This window comes from Paenibacillus sp. J22R67 (genome assembly GCF_059692175.1).
Window position 1 is genome coordinate 82,084 of record NZ_JCAUAX010000015.1, and the last position, 19,816, is coordinate 101,899.

Here is a 19,816-nt window from a genome sequence, read left to right on the forward strand (position 1 = left end):
ATGGATGACAAAATGATGGATCAAACAGGTCTACATGCTGAGGATAGTGAGGGTTTCAAGGTTGGACCTAATTTGGGAATCATGCTCAAGCACTACAGGAAACGTGTGAGGGATTTATCTTTGAAGGAATTGGAGGAATTGTCTGGAGTATCATCCGCCTACATCCATCGATTAGAAAGTGGGAGTCGAAAATCTCCAAGTATTACCAAATTATTACAATTAGCGGAGGCGTTGCATATACCAAATAGCGTGTTGGTGGCGACAGTTATAAATCGATCTACTGACGAAGAGGGCGAAGAGACGTTATCGGACGTGCTAATCAAGAATGATTTTCTCGTGAATAGCTTGAAGTTGGATGGAGAAGCCAAGGGGTTGCTTGTCAGAATTACCGAATATATCGTTGATGCAGATTGGAAGGTTAACACAAAGGTTCGTGAGCTATGTGAATTGTCGGAACTTATCGATCAATTGAAAAAAGCCATTTAAAGCAAGGTTAAGAGAGAGGGGTAAAGATACTTTCCCCTCTTTCCCTATTATTAAGGAGCTGAAGAACATGAGTATTCGGGATCTGAGAAGGAATTTCTATTATCGTTGTTCTTGATGAAACACAAAGAGGTCTTAGAGCAAGTGGTTGGCTTTGACATTGAACAAATTTAGAGAAGAGTCATGGGCGATTAAAGATCGACATGTATGGTGTTTGCCCCGATCGACGATTGGATCTTTTTGTAGAATGTCAGGTGAAACGTTCTGATCCGAAACATCTCAATCACAACATACTGAGTATTTTACAGAGTGTTTCCGAGGGGAATGTCATATGGGTAGCCAGTTCGTTCGATGAGAAACACTTGAAGTCGATTCAATCGTTCATGAATCGCAATCATCGAAAGTACATCAATTTCTATTGTCTTGAGTTTCATCCAGATGCATTGGCAAAGGCGGATGCTCTAAATAAAATTTATAAGCTGGATGTATGGAGGCTGAGTAAATAGAATTGCGGATATTCTTTCCAGAATGGTGCATTACTTTGGTCCATATATTTATGAAGGATGGGAAAATGTCATACCAGAAACTAGGGGACAGGAGGAGAGGGGATATTCAAGTGGAAAATTGGATCTCTGGAATCTCGACGATTCACAATTCAGGGAGGTAATAACATCGCTGAACTTTGATCCTGCGGTTGAAAGCTTGTTGTTACAAGAAGTTGAAAATGAGCGTGCTTATGTCAACAGACAAGAACACCTCGGTGAAGCTTTGATGTTACGTCAATAATGAACAAGGGATTCCGCTTACAATGGCGGTTTTTCTTTTTTGTCAGGTATATCATATTGCTTAAAAAGTAAGAATGAAATAACATTAAAGTATTACTTAGGTGGCATGCGAGGTGACAGTTTTGGAGATCAAGTTGTTCTACAAAACACAACGGGAATTGGCAACAGTAGTAAATGGAGTTGTTGATGGCTATTGGGCAGATCTGATTACAGAAGAGGATCTGATCGGCAAAGTGGCAGGTATTTACACTAACAATCCAAAGAAAATCTTAAAAGACAATGCGTTTACGAAAATTCTTCAGCAACAGTGCGGAAAGCGACGACTCGAAGTTATCGAAAAAGTGTTATGTATGCAAGGGATGATTAAGGGAATTAATCCCATTGAAGTTGAAAGCAGGGAGTTGAAACATGACTATCGAATTAGAATATAGTGTAACCATAACTGGGGCATCGTTCCTATTTTATGAGTTGAAGCAGGTAGTAGGGCTTAGGGTTCAAGGGGTAAAAGAAGCAGAAATCAAAGAAAAGGTATCCTCTGAGAATTTGTTTCAATATCAGGTCAAGTCGAGCATTAAGCGAAGCTTGCCATCGGTACTTAGAAGAGCAAGTGTTCTCGACGACACACTTTGTCAGATGGTGTTGGAGCAATCGCTGGAATCAGGTAAGATTATTAATCTGTATGCGATTATGAAAACGGACAAGCTCTTTTTTGAATTTATGAAAGAAGTTATCCAAGATAAGTTTGAATCCGACAATTATCTACTGGAAAAGAAAGACCTTAACCTGTATGTTGCTTCAAAATCGGAGCAGAGTGCACTTGTAGCGAGCTGGACGGAACAGACGATGAGTCGATTAAAGCAAGTGTATGTAAAGGTATTACACGATTCAGGACTCCTGAAAGATAAGAAGACGGGTGAACTAACCAGGATACTGATGGACGAGCAGTTGAAACAGCATTTGATTCAAATTGGGGACATCGCATACGTTAAAGCGATGGGCGAGTGAGGGTAACGTATGGCGAATTTGAATAGTAGGCTCGATAAGATCATACCGAAGATCAAGGAAGATAAGTTCATTGATGGAAGAGGACTCGGTAACGAGATCAGCTTTTATGTATTCGATTATGAGCCAGAGAAGGAACTGGTGGTTCGGGATTATATCCCACATATCTTTAAGGAATTCAGTCATGAGGGTTCAGGTCGTAGGCTCATTGAATTCGATTTGTACAAAATGCTAATTGAAATTGCTAAAGAGAAACGCATCTTTGATCGAATAGCTCAGATGGAGGAGAAGCAGGGAAAGGATGCCTTGTTTAAAGCAATGGCTAACTTTGCAAAGCCTGAAATTTTCCTTCAGAAGATCAAGGAGAAATTGGGAGATCATAATGTCGTATTTATTACAGGTGTAGGCAAAGTATATCCGTTTGTACGTTCTCACAACATCCTTAACAATCTTCAGGAAGTATTGGATAAGACACCTGTCATTATGTTCTTTCCAGGGAAGTATGATGGACTATCGTTACGTCTGTTTGATCGGTTCAAGGACGATAACTATTATAGAGCATTCCGTTTAGTGGATTAAACCAGAGGGGGAAGATCTGTGCTAATCAAAGACATGTTCGTGAAGGACATTGAACGTAGCATTAAAGGTGTAATTAAGGTCGCTCAGACCGATGAGGATAACATTTATCAGGAACTTGATGAATATGTCGTGACAAGAGAATTGAATAAGCACTTATCCAAATTTTACGAGAACTACCAGCAGGGTATTGATGGGAAGACCGATAAAATGGGCGTTTGGATTTCGGGCTTCTTTGGATCGGGTAAATCACACTTTTTGAAGATTCTTGCTTACTTGCTGGAAAACAAGAAGGCTAAGGATAAACGAGCCGTTGATTTCTTCGCTGGCAAAATACAAGATCCAATAGTTCTCGCCAATATGAAAAGAACATCCAACGTTGAAACCGAAGTGATTCTGTTTAACATCGATTCGAAAAGCTCTCTGGACAACAAATCTAAGGAAGATGCGATCCTTCGTGTCTTCACTAAGGTTTTTTATGAGCACCAGGGCTTCTACGGCGACATTTCTGGCGTTGCTGAGATGGAGAAACATCTTACAAAGGAAGGCGTATATGAAGACTTTAAACGGGAGTTTAAGGCGGTTGCAGGCGAAGAATGGGTAGACCGTAGAAACTCTTTCTATTTTGATGCGGATTATGTCATTGGAGCTTTAACGAAGGTTACTTCAATGTCCGAAGAATCGGCGAGAAACTGGTTCGAGAATGGTGTTAATAACTTCGAGATTAGTATCGAAAAATTCTCTAAAGATGTCAAGGAGTACATCGCTCAGAAGGGGGATAACTTCCATCTTATATTCCTAGTCGATGAAATTGGACAATACATAGGTGACAGCAGAAACCTGATGCTTAACCTGCAAACGCTGGCGGAAGATCTCGGAACGCATTGCTCAGGGAAAGTGTGGATCATGGTTACTTCACAGGAAAGCATCGATAGCATCGTAAAAGTGAAAGGCGACGATTTCTCCCGTATCCAGGGACGATTCGACACGAGACTTTCCTTATCCTCCATATCGGTTGATGAGGTCATCAAGAAGCGTATCCTCGACAAGAAGGAGTATGCCGCTGATAAATTGAAGCTTCTTCATCATGAGAAGAGTGCAACACTCAAGAACTTGATGAGTTTCAAGGACAGCACGGCAGACTTGCGTGGATTTGAAAACGATTTGGAGTTTGTGGATGTCTATCCGTTCCTTCCTTATCAATTCAAATTGCTTCAGAATGTTTTCGAGCAAGTACGTAAGCATGGTAGTTCAGGTAAACACTTGTCCGAGGGCGAACGTTCTATGCTTTCGGCATTCAAAGAAGCTGGCTTGCGGTTTAAGGATGCAGAGGAAGGCGCACTAATTCCGTTCTACGCCTTCTACGACACGATTAAAGAATTCCTCACTCCTTCGATTGCAAGGGTTATTGATGGTGCGTATCAAAATCATGCATTACGTGATGATGAATTTAATATGGATCTGCTGAAAGTGTTATTTATGATTAAATATGTGAAAGAGGTTCCTGCGAATCTCGACAATATTGCTACACTTATGGTTACAAAAATCGATGAAGATAAGCTTGCACTGAAAGAGAAGATAAAGGTCTCACTTCGTAAGCTGATTTCGGAAACGCTCATACAGAAAAACGGTGAGTTCTACCTGTTCTTGACGGATGACGAGCAGGATATTAACCGTGAGATCAAGGCGATGAAAATTGAAGAGGATATACTCAAGCGTGAGCTTTCTAATTATATCTACCAAGACCTTTTTGATGACAAGAGATACCGTTATTCGGCGCAGTATCAATTCCCGTACAATCAGAAGATGGACGAGAAGAATATCGGTAATCAAACATCAAGCATCGGCATCAATATCCTCTCGCCGCTGTCGGATCATTATGCTAAATCCGAACAAGAGCTGATGCTAATGTCTTCTGGCACAGGTGAGATGATTCTGAAACTTGGTGCGAATGAGGCATACGTTGAGGAAATGGAAGAGATCTTGAAGATTGATGAGTATCGGAAGAAGAAAAATCCGACACAGCTCCCTGAAAGCATTCAGAACATCTTGAACAATAAGCAAGCTGAGGCAAGAGATCGCCGACGTAGAGTGCGAGATATGATGGAAGAAGCGATTAAGGGTGGTACATTCTACATCAATGGAAATAAAGCGGAGATCAAGGGTTCGACGGTTAAGGAAAGAATTAATGCGGCATTCCTTACGTTGGTCGAGAATGTATATACGAAGCTTAGTTATGTGAAGACATTCCTGGATTCGGAAAATGATTTGAGAGCCATTTTAAGAAGAAATACCGAGCAACTAACTATTGATGGAACAGCGATGAATGCAAACGAATTGGCAGTAAAAGAAGTCATGGACTTTATTAGTCTTCAGGACAGCATTCAGAAGCAAATACGGGTCAAAGCGTTGTTAGATCGTTTCAAGGATAAGCCTTATGGATGGAAGGATCTCGACATCGCTGGCTTAATAGCGGAATTAATGAGAGAACAACGGATTCGCCTGAGACTTAACTCCGAGTATCTGGAACCAGAAGACGGCAATACTGTTAATGCCCTGACCAAAGCGAGTGAGATCGATAAGGTCATTGTTGTGAAACGTGTAATCGTTGATGAGGCGTTGCTGAAAGTTGCGAAAAACATCTGTAAGCAGGTATTCAATAAGACAGATGTGGCAGATGATGAGGATGGGCTGATTAGGGACATTCGAGGTTTGATTGAAAGTCAGGTAAAAGAAATTAATGGATATAAAAGCCGATATGAAGGTAGGAAATATCCTGGAGGCAGTCTCTTAGATCGGGGACTGGAATACTTCGGAGAGTTCACGAAGGGCTTGGACAACGTATCATTCTTTACCAAGCTTCGTGACATGGAAGATGACCTGATATATTGGGAAGAGGATATAACATATGTGAAGAGCTTCTTCGCTTCGCAAAAGGACATCTTTGATAAAGGACTTCGTGCAATCGAGAAGTTTAAAGAGAACCATGTTTATTTATCGGGGAACGAAATTAAGGGCTACGCTGATAAACTACAAGAGATCTTAACGGACGTTCAGCCGTATAAGAAAATCAAGGACATCCCTGAGCTTGTCAATAAGATCGACGAGCAAATCCAGAGTGTTCTTGATGAGAAGAAAGTAGCGGCGAAAAGCGTTATTCAATTGGATATTAATCATTTGACATTGCGTGCGAATGAAGATGGCGTGTCTGAAGAGACAAAGAAACGAATCCAAGTTCATTATGATAACTTGTTCAATACTATGAACACACTTGTCGATATATTCAAGGTGGATGCATCCATAACACAAAGCTCGGCTTTCAAAGACAAAGAAGAACTCGTTATTAATCGTGAAATTCGGGAATTTGATGAGAAGCAACAAGTGGAAGTGCCAGGGACAGGCAGTGGCGGAGGGGATAAACCTCAAGTAGCAACAAAGGCAGTACCTCAGCGTGAACGTGTTAAAGTGAACACCTTACTTTCCACCAAGACACTAAAAACAGAAGCGGATGTCGATATGCTGTTGAATACATTGTCGGCAAAGCTGAAACAGATTATCAAGAGCAATAAGCAGATCGAGTTTATAGATTAATAAAGCGTGCCGTGGTCTATGGCCACGGCACTTAACGATTATATACATTCCTATATAGGATGGTGAACAGTACGGATGAATAAGACAGCACTGAAAAACTTTGCGACGAATGCTCGTAAAGAGCTGATTGAGAAAGTAAAGGCGAAGGCTTTTAAGATAGGGATAACCGAAGAGAGCATAAAGAAAGCTCAGTTTGAGAGTTCGGATGCCATCTATATTGATGGTAAACAGCTCTCGGCGACGGAGAAGAAGCAACGAGAGAAGTTGATTTCACGGATCAGAGAAATTGGATATGCGCAGGTAGTGGAGGAGACTGCTTATACTTGGTTTAATCGCTTCACGGCACTTCGTTTTATGGAGGTAAACAACTATCTTCCTACGAAAGTAAGAGTGTTATCTTCTAGTAATTCAGTAAGCTCTGAGCCTGACATTATAAAAGAGGCATTGACGGTTGATTTAGATGTTGATAAGGAATTGGTATACGAACTGAAGGTAAACAATAAAACAGAAGAACTATTTAAGTATTTGATCATCAAGCAATGTAAGAGTTTGAATAAAGTTCTTCCTTTTATGTTTGAAACGATTGATGACTATAAAGAGATTCTGTTTCCTGATGGATTATTATCGAAAGATTCGTTTCTTCGTGAAATGACAGATATAGAGAAAATTGAAGAATCTCAGTGGAATCATGTTGAGATTATTGGTTGGCTATATCAATTCTATATTTCTGATGAGAAGAGTAGGGTATATAAAGGAACGGGTAGACACAAAAAAGATGAAATACCTTATGTAACTCAGTTATTTACCCCTGATTGGATTGTTAAATATATGGTTCAAAATTCACTCGGGAGATATTGGATTGAATCCCATTCAGATAATAATGAACTAACATCCAATTGGGAGTTTTACATTCAAAGTAATGACGAAAAATTGGATGAAGTAATTGCTCCGTACATTAATAGACAATTAAGAGTAGAAGATATTAAATGTCTTGATCCAGCAATGGGTAGTGGACATATTTTGGTGTATCTTTTTGAGGTCTTTTATGAAATATACATTAAATGTGGATATATGGAGAGAGAAATACCTAAGCTAATAATTGAAAACAATCTATATGGACTTGATATAGATGATCGAGCTTATCAACTTGCTTGCTTCTCTGTTGTCATGAAGGCACTGAAGTATAATAGTAGATTTCTTAGGGTGATTGAAAAAGATGGTATAAACATGAACTTGGCATCAATTCAAGAAACTAATAGTTTTGACAGTAATGATATAACATATTTTGCAAATGGAAATACAGGAGATAGTTTTGAAAAGACAAAAAAATTTATTGATCAATTCCGTGATGCAAAGATTTATGGCTCATTATTAAAAGTTGATCAGTTTGATAGTCAATTCTTCGAAGATAGACTTGAGGAAATTGTTAGTCGTCCTGCTGAGTATTTAGATCAAATAGAATCACGAGAGAGAATAGTCACTTATTTCAAATGTTTGATCTTGCAAGCAGAAATTATGAGTCAGCACTACGATATTGTAATAACTAACCCACCCTATATTGGTTCTCGAAGAATGAATGAAAAATTGGTTGAGTTGTTAAATGTAAATTTTGCTGATTCAAAAACTGATACATGCACTGCATTTATGGAAGTAGAACATTATTTGAAAGCAAACGGATTCTTGACAATGATTAATCAGCATTCATGGATGTTTACTTCAAGCTTTGAGGGATTAAGAGAGAAACTGATCAGGACAAAAACTATTTATTCTATGCTTCATCTTGGTGCAGGAGCGTTTGAGGAGATTGGCGGTGAGGTTGTTCAATCTACAGCTTTTGTACTTAGGAATTATTCAATCGAGGGTTTCAAGGGGGACTATATACGATTAGTTGATTACAGAGATGCAAAGGAAAAAGAGTTAAAAACAATCGAGGCTGTTAAAGATGTTAATGCAAAAGACCGCTACAATGGAGATATAAACAATTTCACTCGCATTTTGGAAAGACCAATTGCGTATTGGATTAGCAATGACCTGTTAAAGTCCTTTATTGAAAGTGTTCCTATTGGAGAAATTGCAGAACCAAAGGCTGGATTATCAACAGGCGATAATACTTATTTTCAAAAAGAATGGTTCGAAGTTGAATTTACAAAAATAGGATTTAACTATCAAGATGTTAGGGATACCGAGAACGGATTGCACAAGTGGTTTCCTTGTAACAGCGGTGGAACTTATAGAAAATGGTACGGTAACAATGAGGTAATTGTAAATTGGGAGAATAATGGAGCGGAGATAAGAAATTTCAAAACAGAGAATGGTAAACTTAGGTCACGTCCTCAAAATATTCAGTTTTTCTTTAAAGAAGGACTGACATGGACGAAAATTAGTTCAGGTAATTTTGCAGTGAGGTACAAAGAGGCTGGATTCATTTTTGATGATACTGGAAGATCAGCTTTTACAAAGGACCCTAAGTTAAATAAAATTATTATCGGATTATTTTGCTCAAAGTTGACATTTGAAGTCCTGAAAATATTGAATCCAACGATGAGTTTCACAAATGGCGATATTTATCGAATTCCATTTTTGAATGATGCAATAAAAGTTTATGGTGAAGATATAGTCCAGTTGGTAGATGCTAATATTGAAATAAGCAAGAATGAGTGGGATTCATTTGAGACATCGTGGAATTTTAGTAAACATCCATTTCTAGGTTATGGATCTGAGGCAGTCTATATTAAAGATGCATATAACGAATGGAGTAAGAATAACTCTCAGTGGGTTTGCGAGATGAAACGTAATGAAGAGAAATTGAACGCAATATTTATCGAAATGTATGGGGTTGAGAATGAGCTAACACCCGATTTGGACGAGTCAGGTGTAACCCTCAGAAAAGCGGATAAAGATATAGATATTAAATCTTTGATCTCTTATATAGTCGGGTGTGTGTTTGGAAGATACTCATTAGATAAAGACGGTATTATCTACGCAGGTGGAAGGTTTAATGTTGAAGAATATCAGAGTATAAGTGTTGATAAAGATAACATTGTTCCAATTCTTGAAGGTGCTTATTTCGAAGACGATGTAGTATCCAAAATAATAGAGTTTATCAAAGTGATTTATGGGGTAGAAACATTAATTGAGAATCTTGAGTACATCGCTATTTCACTTGGCAAGAAAAACGGTGAAACTGCCAAAGAAACGATCAGAAGATATTTCCAAAACGATTTCTTCAAAGATCATTTGCAAACGTATAAGAAGAAACCGATATATTGGCTCTTCACATCTGGAAAACAAAAAGCATTTAACTGCTTAATTTACATGCATCGTTACGACAAATCCACATTATCGAGGATTCGAACGGATTATCTGCATGAGCTTCAAATTCGGATGGATGCGGAGAAGAAAACTTTGCTTGATGTTATTAATGGTGATGGAACAACGAAAGAAATTGCCAATGCGAAAAAAGAGCTAAAGTCACTTGATCTGAAGATTGAAGAGCTTCGTGCTTACGACGAAAAGCTACATCACATGGCTGATATGCAGATCGAGATTGATCTAGATGATGGTGTTGCTGTGAACTATGCCAAGTTCGAAGGCTTACTCGCTCCAATCAAATAATTTAGGTACAATGGGGATATACCAGTAATTGTTGGTGTATCCCTGTTTCAACCTGACAGTAAAGGTGTTGATAAATAATGAATATGGATGAGGTAACAAAGGCACTCCAAGAAGCTTTTCTTCAGCCGCTTGGAGAGGGTGAACAACGGAAAATCATCTTTTGGTTTGATAAAGACCAGGAGTTTTCTGAATACATACATGAGATTAGTATTGAGGGGGTCAGGGTTCATACTCTGAACGAAGGTAACAGCTTTTATACGAAGGTGTTGCTCGAAGAAGAGGATCCCACGTCGAATTATTTGATCTATTCCAACCTAGATATGAGCGTGGAAGACAATTGGCTGTTGGACACGATTCTGTATTCGAAGACCTTCTATGCGGATAAGATCTCCCTCATCATGAATGAGCTGAATATTGATCCTTCTCTTCGAAGTACGGTGAAAAAATACGAGAAGTTCTTTGGGAGTAAGGATAGGAGCAAGAAGTTTAAAGGGTTTGAGGTGTCAGGGTTTACTGAAAAATCGATTGAATTGGTGATGATGAGTGCGCTTTGTAACCTCAAGACTCCAGACTTCGAGGATGTGCTGAAGGTTGTGCTGATGGATTCACTTGATGACAGTGAAAATAAGCACCTGGATTCGATTACGAAGTATGTCGGATTAGATGTATTTTGGAATGCAGTAGCCGAACGTTATGGTTATGAGCCAACTCAAAAGTCACTGAAAACATTGTTCATCCATTTGACCGTCACTGCACTGAGTCATTCGGTCAAAGAAGAACATCTAACGTCGATCAAGAGTTACATAGCCACTCGGAACAAATCAAATGCCTTAGTGTTCATCGACCATTGGATGCATCATAAAACAGATTATCATTTCTATGGTCAATATGCGGAAATGGCTGAGAGAGAAATCAAACTTTCGGATATTGTGAATCAGCTCCCTGTTGAAGAGTTTAAGGCGGCGGATACGTTTCCGTACTTTGATAAAGCCGTCATCATTTATATCGCCAACAGCTTAGAAGATCGTTTAGAGGATTATGATACATATACGAAACTGATTAATCTGCGTAGGGCGAAGCATTATTACGAGCGGTATCAATCCATTTATGAGGCTCTTTACAACACGGTCAAGATGTTTGAATTCCATAAAAAGTACAGCATGGGTATTCCGAAAACACAAGCGGTGGATATGTACCGAGCGTATGTAAATGACTATCACCAAATGGACATGTTCTATCGGAAGTTCTATGTCGCATACGACAATGAATCGAATAGCGAGATCTTGAAGAAGCTCAAAGTGATGGTCGAGAACCTATATACCAACTGGTATATGAGCGAATTAAGCTCGCATTGGTCCGCCGCTGTGCATGATGAATTGAAATCAAGCTGGATACTTCCTGGAATTCAAAGCCAGAAGGATTTCTATCGAAGCTTTGTTGCACAGAAAATCTCCAATGGTGATCGAGTATTTGTTATCATATCAGACGCTCTTCGCTATGAGATAGCGGTAGAGCTTACAGATAAGCTTAACTCAGAGACAACAGGAGCTTGTGACATTCAGCCATTGTTAGGCGTGCTTCCGTCCGTCACGAAGATGGGCATGGCATCACTTCTGCCACATAAGAACTTGGAGATCGATCTGAGTGGTAATGTGCTGGTAAATGGCAAATCTTCAAGTGGCATCGACAACAGGATCAGCATTCTTCAAACCGCAATACCCGATAGCACAGCTATTCACTTCCATGATCTGAAGGATATGAATAAAGCAGGGCGTAGAGAAGCGTTTAAAGGAAAAAAACTGGTATATATCTATCACGATAGCATTGATGCAACAGGCGATAAAGCCGCTACAGAGGTCAACACGTTTACAGCGGCGGAGCGTGCAATCGATGAACTATACGCTATCGTTAAGATTATCAGAGATGACCTGAGCGGTACGAACATCTTTATCACGGCTGACCATGGCTTTGTTTATCAACGTGAAGCATTAGTGGAAACCGATAAGATCGAGAAGGAAGGTATTCCTGCTTTCGAAATCAAACGAAGACATCTTCTTTCGCAGGAAAAAGGGGAGCGAAGCGGTCTTCTTGACATCAACATGGATAGTCTAATTATCAATGAACATAAAATCACCACATATGTCCCGAAAGCAACGATTCGTTTCAAAATTCAAGGAGCTGGAGCCAACTTCGTGCATGGTGGAGCCAGCCTACAAGAGATCGTTGTACCGCTCATTCAATTTAAAAATATTCGTAGTGGGCAGAAGAACAGTCGTGAGATTGAGAAGGTAGACGTGAAGCTTACCAATACGACGAGAAAGATTACAAACAGCCTGTTTAATCTTACTTTCTTCCAGACGGAGAAAGTGGAGGATAAGCGAGTTCCTCGGACAGTGAAGATCTACATGGTGGATGAGAAGGATGCGGTGATTAGTAACGAGGAAATGCTGATCTGTGACCGTACCTCAGAAAAGCCCGATGAACGTACATATAAGCTTCGGTTTGCGTTAAAATCGATTCCATATGACAAGAATAGTAACTATTATCTCATTTCGAAAGATGTTGAAACGAATATCGTTGTCGAGAAAACACCATTTAATATAAATTTGGGGATCGTAAGTGATTTTGATTTTTAGGGGAGGGAGGTTGACTAATGGAAGACATGGGTGAGGAACAATCGTTGGATTTAGATCGGAAACTGAATAATGTTTTTTCGGGCAGAGTTGTTCGGAAAGACCTGACGAAGCTCATGAAAGAAGGGGCAAATGTCCCTGTCTATGTGCTTGAATACTTGCTTGGGATGTATGCGGCGACAAATGATGAGGATAACATTCGGGAAGGAGTTGAGAGGGTTAAGAAGATCCTCTCAGAAAATTTTGTTCGTCCAGATGAAGCGGAGAAGGTTAAATCGAGGATTCGGGAGTTGGGTCAGTATTCGGTAATCGATAAGATCACGGTTACGCTAAATGAGAAGATTGATACATATGTAGCGGAATTTTCAAATCTGGGACTAAAGGGTGTTCCTATCTCGCCGAGCTATGTCAAAGAGTTCGACAAGCTCCTTGCTGGCGGGATCTGGTGCATGCTCAAAATGGAATATTTCTTCGATGAAGAAGTGAAGAACAGTAATCCATTTAGCATCAGTAGTTTGAAACCTATTCAAATGCCTAATATGGATTTGAACGAGGTTATCGAAGGTAGGAAAAGCTTTACCAAAGAAGAATGGATCGATGTACTGATCCGTTCGACAGGCATGGAACCGACTCAGCTTGAGAATAGAGCAAAATGGCATCTTCTGCTTAGACTTGTTCCGCTTGTTGAGAACAACTATAACATGTGTGAATTGGGTCCTCGTGGAACGGGAAAGTCTCATGTTTATAAAGAGATCTCGCCAAACTCGATCCTTGTTTCAGGCGGCCAATCTACGGTTGCTAACTTATTTTACAACATGTCATCGAAAAAAGTTGGACTTGTTGGACTATGGGACACAGTGGCATTCGATGAGGTAGCTGGTATCACGTTCAAGGACAAAGATGGCGTACAGATCATGAAGGACTATATGGCATCTGGGTCCTTTGCACGGGGCAGAGAAGAGAAGGCGGCATCTGCTTCCATGGTTTTTGTTGGTAACATTAACCAGAGTCTTGATTCACTCATTAAGACATCTCATCTGTTTGCACCTTTTCCTGAAGCGATGGCAAACGATTCGGCTTTTTTTGATCGGATGCATTACTATTTGCCTGGTTGGGAAGTCCCGAAGATGCGTCCTGATTTCTTTACGGATAAGTATGGCTTCATCGTTGACTACATGGCGGAATACTTTAGGGAAATGCGGAAGCGTTCGTTTGCGGATGCTCTTGATCGGTATTTTAGGCTCGGTAACAACCTGAACCAGCGTGATGTGATAGCGGTACGTAAAACAGTATCGGGCATGGTGAAACTACTTTATCCGAATGGCGAGTATTCGAGGGAAGACATCGAGGAGATCTTGAAGTACGCTCTTGAAGGAAGAAGACGGGTCAAAGAACAGCTCAAGAAGATCGGCGGCATGGAGTTTTACGATGTCCACTTCTCCTACATCGACAGGGAGACGCTAAGTGAAGAGTATGTATCCGTTCCAGAACAAGGTGGCGGTAAGCTGATACCTGAAGGCATGGGCAAACCTGGTCATGTTTACACCGTAGGTCATGGTGATTCAGGCATGATTGGGGTATATAAGCTGGAGAATCAGGTTGTATCGGGATCAGGGAAGTTTGAGAAGTCAGGCGTTGGAACTCATCGAGGAGCTAAAGAGAGTTTAGATACGGCATTCCGCTATTTCACTTCCAATAGCAAGAGCATCAGCGGCTCAATTAGTACGAAGACCAAGGATTATCTGATGCATATTAGTGATTTGCAGGGAATTGGCTTGACGGACGAACTGGCTATCGCTGAGCTGATTGGATTATGTTCAGGGGCATTGGAAAGACCAGTTCAGGAGAGTATGGTTATTTTGGGCAACATGACTGTTGGCGGTACGATTGCAAAGGTTGAAGAGTTTGCTAATACGCTTCAAGTATGCGTTGATGCTGGAGCAAAGAAGGTGTTGATACCTGCATCTTCTGTTGTGGACTTTCAGACGGTTCCTGCCGATTTGCTGATAAAGGTTCAACCTGTGTTTTACTCGGATGCTACGGACGCTGTATTTAAGGCGTTGGGAGTGAGCTGATCTTATGAATGAAAAGATACACAATATCATGTCTGAACTGGAATATGGTATGGCTTATACGATTACTTATGGTTCGATTGAAAATCAAAAGTGTTATGATTTATGGCTGGACAAAGAAGATACGATTTATTGCCTTCAAGAGATTTTCATGTGTGATGGAGTCGCAGAGGAAGTTGGCGGTACGACTCGACATAATAAAACAGAAATTGTGAGAAAGCTTACGGAATTTTCACTACAAGAACAATTTCATATTCGTGAATGGGATTAAGGATTGAAGTGATTTCACAGCACATGCGGTTAAGGAAAATGGCTATAAGCAGAATAACTCCGTACTTTTCGCTCAAAACGAGTTAAAAGTACGGAGTTTTGTTGTCTAATCTGCCCAATTAGAAGAGATCAGCTATTAGGGTAATGTCATCGTCGCTAATCATGGTATCGGCAAGAGGAGACGACTGACTCAAGGCAGGGGACAAACCTCTCTGGTTTTGCAGGATTTCCATGACGATTTCTCTGATTTCTTCACGTTTTACTGATGCGTGATTGCTCTGCATGTACTGATCTACAGCTTTCGAGATGTAGTCACTTCTGTTCGGAACGCTTTGCAAAAACTCGAACACATGCTGGTACTCTCGCTTGAAAGAAATGGAGATTCGGTTACGCCGCTCCATGTTGTTTTGCCTCCAAGATGGTCAAGAACGATACTGCATTGGACATTTGCGGGTCATTGGAGATTATAGCCCCACTAATCTGCTCTTCAATGTAATCTTTCAATAGCAAAGCCCCGCCTCCTACGAAGATTACATCTCTATTAGCAAAGCTTAGCTTTCGGCTCCGTGCAAAATTAAGGAGATCCCTTATATGGTTCCGCATGTGTTGCTCAATAATGGCTGTGCTTTCCTCCATTTTCTCTCCATTTATAATCAGATATTTATCATGATATATAGCCTCAATATCCGCATCGGAGACTGACAAACCAAAGCGGCTAGAAAATGTATCCGCCAGTTTGCCACGAAGAATATTTACACCTAAATCCGCTGTGGACATACTTCCATATGACGGAATTAATTGATTGTACTCCTGAATGTTTACATTTAGCGATCCGATGTCAAAGATCAATACACGCTTCTTTCGATATAGGTTGATGTCACTGTAAATTGGACCGATTCCCTCTGGAAGCAAAAGGATACTTTCGATGCGGAAGAGATAGGGCTTATTGTTGACGATGATATTGATCGTTTCTCCGTTATTACGAATAAAATCGCTGAATTCATTCTTCTGTTTCTCATTTTTATATAGGCTAATCGGGATATTTACCGCCAAAGAGACTTTACTTAGAACGATGTTTTGCTTTGACTTCTGAAGCAATTGAGAGATGGCGATATAAATGCTGATTCGATGGCTATCATTCTTCTTGCTCAGATTAAAGTCCATTTTTGACTCATCAAGCATATTCCCAACGAGATAACTTTTCCCCTCGAACTGGACGTTAAATGAACCAGGTGAAGTAATATCAGCTCCGAGATCTGTAACTTCCTCGACTTTCGTTTGAAATTTTATTCTTTGTATTGAATCGGTTCGCATGACTCCCTTCGTGTAGCTTTTGCCACTGTCGATTGCAATCAGGTAATGATTAGTATTCATATTGTTTCCCCCTTTGATTTGATAGATTAGTAGATTATATGCAAAAGGCAGATAATTTAATCGTACAATGTCGGATTATTTTGTTTGGTGGTGTCGGACGTTCTGTGGAAGTGTCGCATATAAGAGCAGGGAAATAATTGTTGGAAAAGATAGGTTGAAGGGGACGGTAAAACGATAATACTAGAACGTGGTCGAACATAAATTCCGTTTTGCCTCAGAGACAATCATGTTAATCTTATGGTACATGAGACAATACACCATAGGAGCGCAAGTGCATGAAAACAATTGATGAGTTATTTGAAATAAAGGAAACGAAAAAAGGAGTTTGGAAGCTCCAAGGGGCAAGAATAAAATATTTGAACAAAGAGAAAGGAAAACTCAGTAATGAACTAATGGGAGTTGAGTATTCGAGGGCAGTATTCAAAATAAAGCTTAAAGCCGATCGGAGAATGCAACGAGGGCAATCATATCTGAAGCCAGATAAAGAAGTCATGGGGGCAATACATACCCATTTGCTAGAGAGACAAGCTATGGACTGTTTAACAACACGAGAATCAAGCATAGGTACGGAAGGTCAGATGAAATCGTATTACGAGTTCGATGAGTATGCCATGAAGAGCAACTTATTTGCAGAAGTATTTCCTGAATTGTTTGGTGACATTGCAGAAAATGAGTATTTTGATTGTAGGATCATCACAGGAAATTTTTCCTGGATTTCAAAAGATGAAAAAGGGGTTTATCGGTACTATACCAAGCGAAAAAATGGTCGCACAATGGGTCTAAACATTTACGATCTTATGGAATTATCGGATGGTTTAAATGTGGGTTCACTAAAAGGATTTCAACATGCACGAAAGCAACTTGCTAGGATTTTTAACATCTCACTAGTTGAAGAAGTCTGGAAGGATGTGCATCGTGTCAGCCTTGAAAAAAATCTGACGATATGTGAAGGTTCGGGTGCAAATTTACAACAGCACTTTCCGATATTGACGGACTATCTGAGGAAATATCTACCGCTATTACAATTTTTAAACCAATGGGCTTTGGATCATCTCGACATAAAGTTTGTTTATAAAGACAAGCCGATCATGTTTCTATCCACTACGCATATCGAAAAGATGTTGAACAGCAAGTTTGACCAGACGACCATTTCCAGGGTTATCAATATGCTTACGCTAATTGGAGTTATCTTCAAAGTACCTCATAATAAGCTATCACAGGATGAAATCGAAATAGCTAAAGGCATTGGAAGTGGCAGATCTCGCCGCTGGATAAACTTTTACCAAATACCGCAGTATGATGAACAGATGTTAATGAACGCAGAGCAATATGTACGTATAATCATCAGTTGCGAGCTGAAGGATATTGCAAAAATCACGGAAGACAGAGTTCGTAAGCATTTTGGTGAAGAGCATGCAAACCGAGTATACCTAACAAGTGATGGAAAGAAGAAGAAAAGCAATCATTCCAAAGCGAAAAGGATTATTGAGAACCCTGATGACAGTGATATACCTTTCTAGCAGAGTAAAGCGTTAATGTATTTTAGGGCTGTGACGCACTAAAGTCGTGTGATAGGTTTTGTTTGTTTTATAGCGCAGGCGACAAAGTGAGATACGGTTTTTAAAAGTATGTCTGACAAAGCGTTCTCCTAGAACGCTACGAAAAGTAAATGTGGCAATAGATTGTATCAGCACAATCCTTATGATTATTCTGCACATATTTATATAGTCTTATCTATGCGAAACGACAAGGCTTGCTCGAACGGTGTCAAACACCTAAATGGTTGTATCCAAATGTGTCCACGATAAAATAAAGGTATATCACATTTGTGGATTAGTGGACATTGAGGGGGCAAGGTATTATGAATCAGTTTGAGTTACTTGAGAAGTTAAACAAAACAGGAATTGAAATCAATACAACATATATTGAACAACAAATAATGACACTGCGGGAAGAATTAAATGTACATTTAGAAGTGATAAAGGCATACGTCATTTCCAAAGGGGGTTATCCTACTGCCTGCATGGACTCTGATGAATTTCAGAAACAGTTTATCAACAGTAAGATTTACAAGAACAAAAGGGTTGATCGGCTATCAAACAAACTGGTCGAAGAGCTGTATGATGAAACGGGAGAGAACTACTTTCTAAAACTTTTACATTATCGTAAAGTTGCGGATCGACTGAAAAGGTATCAGAGGCTTCTAAATGAAGTAAAAGAAAATGGCAGGATTACGCCTGTCTTTTCTATAAACTCAGCCCAGAGTATATATACAGAAAAGCCTGCACTCACCTTCCCAATTGAGGAACTAGAACAACTTTTCAGATCGAAATCACAATACTGCGAAACATTGGGGGAAGTGCTCCAATTCATAGCCGTTACAACTCATGATGTACTTGCAGTTGTAAAGACAACAATCTACTATCGAGAAGCTCCCATTGATCAACATCAAAAACGAGTCGATCATGTACAAAAAACGATGAATAGATTCAATACGATGATGGATGCCCTGAACAATAAGACTACAAAGTATGGATCCCTGAAAATCGATTACGAAGAGCAGAAGATCATTGATTGTGACATCCAGATAGAGAAGTTGTTGTTAGAAGAAAAACTTGACTATTGGATGGGCAAGATCCTCCAGACATCAATAACGGGCAATATGAAAATAGTGCGGAACAAGACATTTAAGATCGATGATACGATTACTAGTCTAGCTGTTATTCAAAATGGAACTGACCAATATGTAATTCGATTGAGGGTTAAGAAGAACGGGGACTTTAAAGGATCTGTTGTGATGAATCCAGAGAAGACTGGAACTGTTTTTGACATTCTTCAATGTCGAGAGGTAAATCAGGTTTTTGGGCAAGTCTCTATTTTGAGACGAGCATTTAGACACCGATTAGAGCTTGAGATGATGGCGAACAATGGGGACTTTCTGGCGTGGGAAATAGTAAATGTACTATTCAAGGAAGTACACAATCTTGATCGCAAATCGAAAGATTACAGTCGATTTATACAAAGTATGATCTTAAATAGAGATGCATCATGGATTTTATCGGAGGAGGATACCCCCGAATTAGACGACTATAAGAAATTGCAATCCAAGATTGCCTCAAATGAAATCGAGTTTGAAATGAAACGGATGGAATTGAACAAGAAGAATAGAGTGATCGATGGTCACTGGACAAGCAGTGAAGCTGATCGGAATATGAGAAAGGAGACAAAAATAGAAATGAAAGAAATTGAAAAGCAGATTTACAACCTGGAAAAAGCTTTGAGAGCCGATAGAATGAAAGCACGTAAACATGAAAAAACAGTCGAAAAATCTGTATGGAAAATACTATGGCAGATCGTTGAAAACCAAGCCAAAAATGGTAGCAGGTAATGCCTTAAAGATCAAGCATCAGATATA

At 39.8% G+C, this 19,816-nt stretch carries 14 protein-coding genes; 12 read left to right on the forward strand and 2 right to left on the reverse strand.

Annotated features, from left to right (window positions below; genetic code table 11):
• The 10 genes from AC58VC_RS34045 to AC58VC_RS34090 all read left to right on the forward strand — a co-directional run bounded on the left by AC58VC_RS34045 (nt 1) and on the right by AC58VC_RS34090 (nt 15,028).
• Nucleotides 1-486: a helix-turn-helix domain-containing protein gene (locus tag AC58VC_RS34045; protein ID WP_497375715.1), complete on the forward strand. Its 486-nt coding sequence runs from the start codon at nt 1-3 to the stop codon at nt 484-486.
• Between the two features lie 525 nt (nt 487-1,011).
• Complete coding sequence (locus tag AC58VC_RS34050) at nt 1,012-1,269, forward strand: hypothetical protein (protein ID WP_497375717.1); 258 nt, start codon at nt 1,012-1,014, stop codon at nt 1,267-1,269.
• Nucleotides 1,270-1,381: 112 nt separating this feature from the next.
• The gene (locus AC58VC_RS34055; protein ID WP_497375719.1) at nt 1,382-1,699 is read left to right on the forward strand and encodes a TIGR04540 family protein; all 318 of its coding nucleotides are present in this window, start codon (nt 1,382-1,384) and stop codon (nt 1,697-1,699) included.
• Entirely contained in the window at nt 1,677-2,273 is a 597-nt protein-coding gene (locus AC58VC_RS34060) for a DUF1819 family protein (RefSeq protein WP_497375721.1), read from the forward strand. Before AC58VC_RS34055 ends, AC58VC_RS34060 begins: the two co-directional genes overlap by 23 nt.
• A gap of 9 nt (nt 2,274-2,282) precedes the next feature.
• Complete coding sequence (locus AC58VC_RS34065) at nt 2,283-2,849, forward strand: DUF1788 domain-containing protein (RefSeq protein WP_497375723.1); 567 nt, start codon at nt 2,283-2,285, stop codon at nt 2,847-2,849.
• An 18-nt stretch (nt 2,850-2,867) separates the two neighbouring features.
• Nucleotides 2,868-6,437, forward strand: a complete 3,570-nt coding sequence (gene brxC / locus AC58VC_RS34070; protein ID WP_497375725.1) for a BREX system P-loop protein BrxC — start codon at nt 2,868-2,870, stop codon at nt 6,435-6,437.
• Between the two features lie 75 nt (nt 6,438-6,512).
• Nucleotides 6,513-10,052, forward strand: a complete 3,540-nt coding sequence (pglX, locus tag AC58VC_RS34075; RefSeq protein WP_497375727.1) for a BREX-1 system adenine-specific DNA-methyltransferase PglX — start codon at nt 6,513-6,515, stop codon at nt 10,050-10,052.
• A gap of 77 nt (nt 10,053-10,129) precedes the next feature.
• Nucleotides 10,130-12,688, forward strand: coding sequence for a BREX-1 system phosphatase PglZ type A (gene pglZ / locus AC58VC_RS34080; RefSeq protein WP_497375729.1), 2,559 nt, complete (start codon nt 10,130-10,132; stop codon nt 12,686-12,688).
• 17 nt (nt 12,689-12,705) lie between these two features.
• Nucleotides 12,706-14,760 carry a protease Lon-related BREX system protein BrxL gene (brxL, locus tag AC58VC_RS34085; RefSeq protein WP_497375730.1) on the forward strand — a complete coding sequence of 685 codons (2,055 nt, stop codon included), beginning with the start codon at nt 12,706-12,708 and terminating at the stop codon, nt 14,758-14,760.
• Nucleotides 14,761-14,788: 28 nt separating this feature from the next.
• A complete protein-coding gene (locus AC58VC_RS34090; RefSeq protein ID WP_497375732.1) occupies nt 14,789-15,028 on the forward strand; it encodes a hypothetical protein in 240 nt (79 codons plus the stop codon).
• A 118-nt stretch (nt 15,029-15,146) separates the two neighbouring features.
• Here the strand turns inward: AC58VC_RS34090 and AC58VC_RS34095 are convergent, their stop codons facing one another.
• Together AC58VC_RS34095 and AC58VC_RS34100 are read right to left on the reverse strand one after the other, a co-directional pair.
• Nucleotides 15,147-15,428, reverse strand: a complete 282-nt coding sequence (locus AC58VC_RS34095) for a hypothetical protein (protein WP_497375734.1) — start codon at nt 15,426-15,428, stop codon at nt 15,147-15,149.
• Complete coding sequence (locus AC58VC_RS34100) at nt 15,415-16,401, reverse strand: ParM/StbA family protein (RefSeq protein WP_497375739.1); 987 nt, start codon at nt 16,399-16,401, stop codon at nt 15,415-15,417. Before AC58VC_RS34100 ends, AC58VC_RS34095 begins: the two co-directional genes overlap by 14 nt.
• A 275-nt stretch (nt 16,402-16,676) precedes the next feature.
• On the opposite strand from AC58VC_RS34100, the gene AC58VC_RS34105 reads away from it, so the two are divergent.
• Nucleotides 16,677-17,921: a hypothetical protein gene (locus tag AC58VC_RS34105; RefSeq protein ID WP_497375743.1), complete on the forward strand. Its 1,245-nt coding sequence runs from the start codon at nt 16,677-16,679 to the stop codon at nt 17,919-17,921.
• A gap of 341 nt (nt 17,922-18,262) precedes the next feature.
• Nucleotides 18,263-19,789 (forward strand): hypothetical protein, encoded by a 1,527-nt coding sequence (locus AC58VC_RS34110; RefSeq protein WP_497375745.1) that lies wholly within the window; start codon nt 18,263-18,265, stop codon nt 19,787-19,789.
• Nucleotides 19,790-19,816 lie beyond the last annotated feature (27 nt).

What these genes read in the sequence shown, in the direction of transcription:
- pglX (WP_497375727.1), top strand. Translation starts at nt 6,513, where the DNA reads ATGAATAAGACAGCACTGAAAAACTTTGCGACGAATGCTCGTAAAGAG.
- AC58VC_RS34090 (WP_497375732.1), top strand. Translation starts at nt 14,789, where the DNA reads ATGTCTGAACTGGAATATGGTATGGCTTATACGATTACTTATGGTTCG.
- AC58VC_RS34045 (WP_497375715.1), top strand. Translation starts at nt 1, where the DNA reads ATGGATGACAAAATGATGGATCAAACAGGTCTACATGCTGAGGATAGT.
- brxL (WP_497375730.1), top strand. Translation starts at nt 12,706, where the DNA reads ATGGAAGACATGGGTGAGGAACAATCGTTGGATTTAGATCGGAAACTG.
- AC58VC_RS34095 (WP_497375734.1), bottom strand. Translation starts at nt 15,428, where the DNA reads ATGGAGCGGCGTAACCGAATCTCCATTTCTTTCAAGCGAGAGTACCAG.
- AC58VC_RS34100 (WP_497375739.1), bottom strand. Translation starts at nt 16,401, where the DNA reads ATGAATACTAATCATTACCTGATTGCAATCGACAGTGGCAAAAGCTAC.
- AC58VC_RS34065 (WP_497375723.1), top strand. Translation starts at nt 2,283, where the DNA reads ATGGCGAATTTGAATAGTAGGCTCGATAAGATCATACCGAAGATCAAG.
- AC58VC_RS34050 (WP_497375717.1), top strand. Translation starts at nt 1,012, where the DNA reads ATGGTGCATTACTTTGGTCCATATATTTATGAAGGATGGGAAAATGTC.
- AC58VC_RS34060 (WP_497375721.1), top strand. Translation starts at nt 1,677, where the DNA reads ATGACTATCGAATTAGAATATAGTGTAACCATAACTGGGGCATCGTTC.
- AC58VC_RS34105 (WP_497375743.1), top strand. Translation starts at nt 16,677, where the DNA reads ATGAAAACAATTGATGAGTTATTTGAAATAAAGGAAACGAAAAAAGGA.
- pglZ (WP_497375729.1), top strand. Translation starts at nt 10,130, where the DNA reads ATGAATATGGATGAGGTAACAAAGGCACTCCAAGAAGCTTTTCTTCAG.
- AC58VC_RS34110 (WP_497375745.1), top strand. Translation starts at nt 18,263, where the DNA reads ATGAATCAGTTTGAGTTACTTGAGAAGTTAAACAAAACAGGAATTGAA.